This window comes from Agromyces humi (genome assembly GCF_009720255.1).
GTDB lineage: Bacteria > Actinomycetota > Actinomycetes > Actinomycetales > Microbacteriaceae > Agromyces > Agromyces humi.
Genome location: NZ_WJSP02000286.1, coordinates 1 through 4,872 on the forward strand (window position 1 = coordinate 1; position 4,872 = coordinate 4,872).

Consider the following 4,872-nt stretch of genomic DNA (forward strand, 5'->3'; position numbering starts at 1 on the left):
TGGTGGACGGGGATCGTGAGGGTGACTGGGCGGTCGGAGCCAGCGGTCAATGCAGGATGTCCTTCGGTAGCGGGGTGCGCGGGGTGCGCGGGGTGCGCTCGGGTTGGACATGCGGCGAATCGGCGAGTGTTCCGCATGTCTCCTGTTCATGAGCTTCGAACCCCGCGAACGAACGAATGATGACGGCCTGATCCTGAACGCGATGAGCCGGTGGCTGCTGTGGCCGGTGGTGGTCACCGTTGCGGCGATCATCGGGTTCGCGTTCGTCCTGTCGTTCCAGTCGCAGGTCGACTTGGCGATCGCTGCGCGGATCCGTGAGGAGGTCGCGTTCGGGTGGCCGATCATCGTGGACGGGACGATCATCGTGTCGACGTTCGCGGCGTTCATCCTCCACGCTCGGCGCCGGAAGTCCGTCTGGTATCCGTGGGCGACGCTCATCCTGTTCGGGTCGTTGTCGATCTGGGCGAACGGCATCCATGCGATCGGTGCGGTGCCGACCCAGTTCGAGATGTTCCTGGTCGGCGCGGTCCCGGCGGTTGGTCTGCTGCTGTCCACGCACATGCTCGTCGTGATGCTGTCCCCGGCGCGGCACGAAGCGCAGGATGAGCCGGCCGCTCCGGTGCCGGCGCCGGTCGTTTCCTCACAGCCGACGCTGTCCGCGCCAGTGTCAGCGCAGCCGGCGCTGGTGCTGCCGGCGCAGGCCTCGGAGGCGCGGCTGTCGACGCCCGCGCATGGTGGGATGTCCAGCTCCGCTCGACCTTCGCAGGCCACCCCGCAGCCGGTGAAGAAAAACTCCACACCGGCCAAGCCTGTGCAAGGTTTGAGCCGGACGGACGCACTGCAGCTTGTACGAGACCGCGCCGCGAAGAACACCCCGATCACGGCCGCGGAACTCGCGAAGCTGATGAGCACGTCCGAACAGCGGGCCCAGATTCTCATCGACCAGACCTCGACCACATAGGACTCACCACATGACCCGCCCTCGCATCGAACGGCTTCCGAAGCACACGTACCACGAGACCGGCGGGTGGGATGAGCGGAGGCGGCACCCGGACGGGCTGTCGTTCTGGCGTGACTGCATGCTGCACCGAGCTGACGGCTACGCCGTCGAGCGCGGCGACCGCCGCGAGGTGTGGCTCTACGGGGTTCACATCCCGGCGCCGGACATGCCGCCGAGCGTGCAGCTGGAGTTCAAAGGCCAGTCGAAGTCCGGGTACCTCGACTGGGTGGACGAGGACGGCTTCGTCCGCGCTCGAGCGCACGTGAACACCCGCGGCGCCCTGGAGACCCGCTGGTACGACCGGGACGGGAACCAGGAACCGCATTGGATCGGCGGGTACCACGTCCGCGCCGACTACACCGGCACGCCGAACGCAGTCACCCCGGAAATCCGGTACTTTTTCCAGCCCACCCTCGAGGACAAGCGCCTGCTGCACCGCATCGGCGGTCCGGCGATCGAGTACCCGGAGAGCCCGAAGCAGTCACGGTGGTACGAGCACGCGAAGCGTGTGAACGGCCCGTACGAGCTGCTCGCTCGAGCGACGATGTTCCGAAGCGACCAGTTCCGGAACGGCAACCCGGGCTTCGACTCCCCCGAGATCACCGAGGAGGAAGCAGCCCGGCTGCGGCTGACCGTGGTGAGCCAGCCGGACACCGAACTGGCGTTGGACATCGCGATCTTCTATGTCGGCCCGTACATCGAGGCGCTCCGCCTGATCGACTCGGACATCCCCGACGAAGGTGCGCCGCTGACGGAGATCATCTCGGAAGGTTTCGACGGGCAAGCGTTCGAGGACATGCCCGACGACGAGTAGTTTTCCAACCGGATCCGGAATGCCGGTACGGTGACGAGTCATCGCCACCACCGAAGGGACCTGCAATCCAATGAGCGCCAGCCGTGAACAGTACGAGCCGTTCCTGGACGTCGCGCCAGGCTCGGAGTACGAGGAGCAGCTTCTGCTGTGGCAGGAGCTCGCAGGGCCGCCGGCGGATGAGAAGGACAGCCCGGACGTCCGGTGAGTGATGCGTGTAGCCCGGATTGGGCCTTGCCGAAGACGGGCATCGCCGCGCTAGGCTGACGCGCCGCCCGGCCGAAACCTCTCCTTGGAAGGAAGCGCTTGTCCGACACTGACCGCTCATGGAGCACAGGGAAGAAGTGGTTGGTGACGATCGCCGTTGTCGTCGGACTCGGAGTCGTGTTCCAGGGTCCGATCCTCGACACACTCGTGCAGAGCGACAACTTCGCAGGCTACGGGTACTGCAGCGACTTCGACTCTTGCAGGCAGGCTTCAGAGCAAGCAGGTGGCGAGGTCGTTCAGATCGTCGGCGAAGATCTAGCCAAGGACTGCCTCCGCGCGCACACCGCAGCACTCTCCCGCCTCACCTACGAGCAGAACGCCAAGGAGCGCGTCGGCTTCTGTGTCGTCACCGCGGCCGTACTGAACGAACGGATCGGCGCTCAGTTCTGGACGCTGCCGTGGCTCGCCAACGAGTGACGGTGCCGCTGGCAGTTGGAAGTGGTCAGACCTTGTCGCCGACTTTCACGTCGCCGAACTGCGCTTCGGTCACGAACCGCCATCCGGTCTTCCCGTTCCGGCGAACGTCGAGCCGGTAGCGGCGGCGGCCGTCACGGTCCTCGATCGCCTTGACGGTCACGGTGCCGCTCTTCGTCAACGGGTGCCGCGACACTGCGTAGACGGTAGCGCCGACCGCGATCGCTGCGATGATCGCAGCGATGAGGGCGGTCCTGGGCTTCACACGGTCAAGACATGCGGCGAAGCGGGTCTCCGCGGGTCTCCACGGACCGTGCCAGGCTGGCGCCGCGGTCGTAGCTGACCGCGTACGCGTAGAACGGCAGCTTCGACCCAGACCGACGGTACGCGAGGAACCTGTTGACGGTCGCGTCTGTGATCGGTCGGTGCTTCTGCCCGAGCGGCTGCAGCAGCTTCGGTGTCCCGGCGAGGGCTGCCGCTTCGGTGTCGTCGACGCCTCCGTCAACGAGGAGCGTAAAGATCCGGTCCCGCGCGCTCATCCGAGGTAGATCCCGCGGTCGGCCATGAACGAGTACGGGTCGATGCGGGAGCCCCATCGGAACACCTCGAAGTGGACGTGGCAACCGGTCGATGCGCCGGTGGTCCCAGACCAGGCGATCTGCTGGCCGGCGTTCACCCACTGGCCGTCGTCGACGAGCAGGCCGCCCCAGCGGTTGTGGGCGTACCCGGTGGCGATGCCGTCACCGTGGTCGATCTTCACGAAGTTGCCGTACGTGCCGAGGCCGCCAGCCCAGATGACCGTGCCGGAGGACGCCGCGTACACCGGTGCGTCGCAGCCGGCGCCGATGTCGAACCCGTAGTGGAACCCGCCGGAGCACATCCCGCCGCCGCAGATGACGGGACGCTGCCCGAAACCGTCGGTGTTCGGCCCGTACGCGGGCTTCGCCCAACCGGACCCTGACGGGGTGCTGCTTCCACCACCGCCACCGCCTCCGCCGTGGTGGTTGTTCTTCGCTGCCTCCTCTGCTGCCCGACGGGCGGCTTCCTCAGCGGCCTTCTTCGCCGCGACACCGGCCTCGTAGTCGGCGGAGGTCTTCGCCTCGGCGTCCTTCAGGAAGTCGAGCTGCGCCTGCACCTCGGCGGTCTTCGCCTGCTGCTCGGCGAGAGCGGCGTCCGCGGCCTGCTGCGCAGCGGCGGCCTCCTCGAACTGGGCTTGCGCTTCATCCTGCAGCTTCGCCCGCTCCCCCTCAGCGGACTTCGCCTGCTCCGTCAGCGCCTTCGAGGTGTTGCTCGACTCGGTCGCCTTGTTCATGATCGCCGTCGACGCTTCGGACACCTTCTCGATGCGGCCGAGGCCGGCGAGCAGGTCTTCAGCTTCGTCGGCATCCGCGGACCAGAGCGAGAGCGCCGTGTCCTGGCCTTGGGCGGCGCGGTACTGCTGCGCGGCGATCCGGGCGGCGCCGACCTTCGCCTCGTCCGCCTTCTGCTTCGCGGCGTCCGCTTGCGCGCCGAGGGCGTTCGATCGCTCTGTCGCCTTGTCGAGTGCATCCTGCGCCTTGATCACCTTCTCGGCGGCCTTGTCGGAAACGGCACGGGCGGCGTCGGCGTTCGACTGCAAGCCAGCGAGGACACCCTCGAGCTCCGCGACCTTCGCGGCTGCAGCTGCGGTGTTCGCCTTCGCGGCTTCCACGTCCTCCCAGGACGGGTACGGGTCCGCCTGTGCGGGTGCGGTGACGGCCGCCGCGGTGATCGCGGCGGCGATCAGGGCGGTGGCGGCGATAGTGCGGAAGCGGCGACGGTTTCGGAGCATTGTGGTTCCAGACGGTTGCGGGCGCCGGGATCGAGGCCGGCATGGGGAAGGCATGCGGCGACCCCGGACGGGTGGAGCAGCATGCGGGCGGTCAGAGGAGAGCGCGGCCGGCTGGCGTCAGGGTCGCTGTTCGGCGGGTCATGGTGACCAGGCCGCGACTATGGAGCGCGGCGGCAGTGCCGATCTCATGCTTCGTGAGTGCGTACTCGTCGCCGTGCTGGGCGATCGCAGCGACGAGGTCACGTTGCGCCTGCGAGAGCTGCTTGAGCGAAGTGACCGGCTTGGCGGCCGGTGCGACGTACTCCGGGACGGCGGCGCCGGCAGCGGTCAGCACCACGAACGAGTTCAGGTAGGTGACGTACCCGGCGTCGTGGAGGATCTGCGCGGTGCGGTGCCCGGCGGCCCGGTGCACCGAGTGCTGGGTGCGACCGGCGGCGAGAGCAGCCTGCGCGGCGGCGATCATGCTCCGCTGAGGGATAGTGAGGCGTTCGACCGGGACGGTGACCGGCCGAGGCGAGTCCGTCGGCACGCCGGCGGAGGCGGCGGCGGCGGCGGCGGCGCCCGAGGCGC

Annotated in this window: 8 protein-coding genes; 4 read left to right on the forward strand and 4 right to left on the reverse strand. The window is 68.1% G+C overall.

What is annotated here, in order from left to right:
- Positions 1-148 precede the first annotated feature (148 nt).
- The 4 genes from GH736_RS17215 to GH736_RS17225 all read left to right on the forward strand — a co-directional run bounded on the left by GH736_RS17215 (position 149) and on the right by GH736_RS17225 (position 2,495).
- Positions 149-961, forward strand: coding sequence for a DUF2637 domain-containing protein (locus tag GH736_RS17215; protein WP_159605521.1), 813 nt, complete (start codon positions 149-151; stop codon positions 959-961).
- 10 nt (positions 962-971) lie between these two features.
- On the forward strand, positions 972-1,814 hold the full coding sequence (locus GH736_RS17220; RefSeq protein WP_159605523.1) for a hypothetical protein: 843 nt from the start codon (positions 972-974) through the stop codon (positions 1,812-1,814).
- A 70-nt stretch (positions 1,815-1,884) separates the two neighbouring features.
- On the forward strand, positions 1,885-2,019 hold the full coding sequence (locus tag GH736_RS25545; RefSeq protein WP_268891249.1) for a hypothetical protein: 135 nt from the start codon (positions 1,885-1,887) through the stop codon (positions 2,017-2,019).
- Between the two features lie 143 nt (positions 2,020-2,162).
- Positions 2,163-2,495: a hypothetical protein gene (locus GH736_RS17225; RefSeq protein WP_159605525.1), complete on the forward strand. Its 333-nt coding sequence runs from the start codon at positions 2,163-2,165 to the stop codon at positions 2,493-2,495.
- A 25-nt stretch (positions 2,496-2,520) separates the two neighbouring features.
- Here GH736_RS17225 and GH736_RS17230 read toward each other — a convergent pair whose 3' ends face one another.
- The 4 genes from GH736_RS17230 to GH736_RS17245 all read right to left on the reverse strand — a co-directional run.
- On the reverse strand, positions 2,521-2,757 hold the full coding sequence (locus GH736_RS17230; RefSeq protein ID WP_159605527.1) for a hypothetical protein: 237 nt from the start codon (positions 2,755-2,757) through the stop codon (positions 2,521-2,523).
- Between the two features lie 4 nt (positions 2,758-2,761).
- Positions 2,762-3,031 carry a hypothetical protein gene (locus GH736_RS17235; RefSeq protein ID WP_159605529.1) on the reverse strand — a complete coding sequence of 90 codons (270 nt, stop codon included), beginning with the start codon at positions 3,029-3,031 and terminating at the stop codon, positions 2,762-2,764.
- Positions 3,028-4,302, reverse strand: coding sequence for a M23 family metallopeptidase (locus tag GH736_RS17240; RefSeq protein WP_159605531.1), 1,275 nt, complete (start codon positions 4,300-4,302; stop codon positions 3,028-3,030). Before GH736_RS17240 ends, GH736_RS17235 begins: the two co-directional genes overlap by 4 nt.
- Positions 4,303-4,393: 91 nt before the next feature.
- Positions 4,394-4,872, reverse strand: a 479-nt coding sequence (locus tag GH736_RS17245) for a hypothetical protein (protein ID WP_203230825.1), incomplete at its 5' end; no start/stop codon positions are given.

Bases quoted from the DNA above. Each gene is read 5' to 3' on its own strand.
- GH736_RS17215 (WP_159605521.1), top strand. From the start codon at position 149: ATGAGCTTCGAACCCCGCGAACGAACGAATGATGACGGCCTGATCCTG.
- GH736_RS17220 (WP_159605523.1), top strand. From the start codon at position 972: ATGACCCGCCCTCGCATCGAACGGCTTCCGAAGCACACGTACCACGAG.
- GH736_RS25545 (WP_268891249.1), top strand. From the start codon at position 1,885: ATGAGCGCCAGCCGTGAACAGTACGAGCCGTTCCTGGACGTCGCGCCA.
- GH736_RS17235 (WP_159605529.1), bottom strand. From the start codon at position 3,031: ATGAGCGCGCGGGACCGGATCTTTACGCTCCTCGTTGACGGAGGCGTC.
- GH736_RS17240 (WP_159605531.1), bottom strand. From the start codon at position 4,302: ATGCTCCGAAACCGTCGCCGCTTCCGCACTATCGCCGCCACCGCCCTG.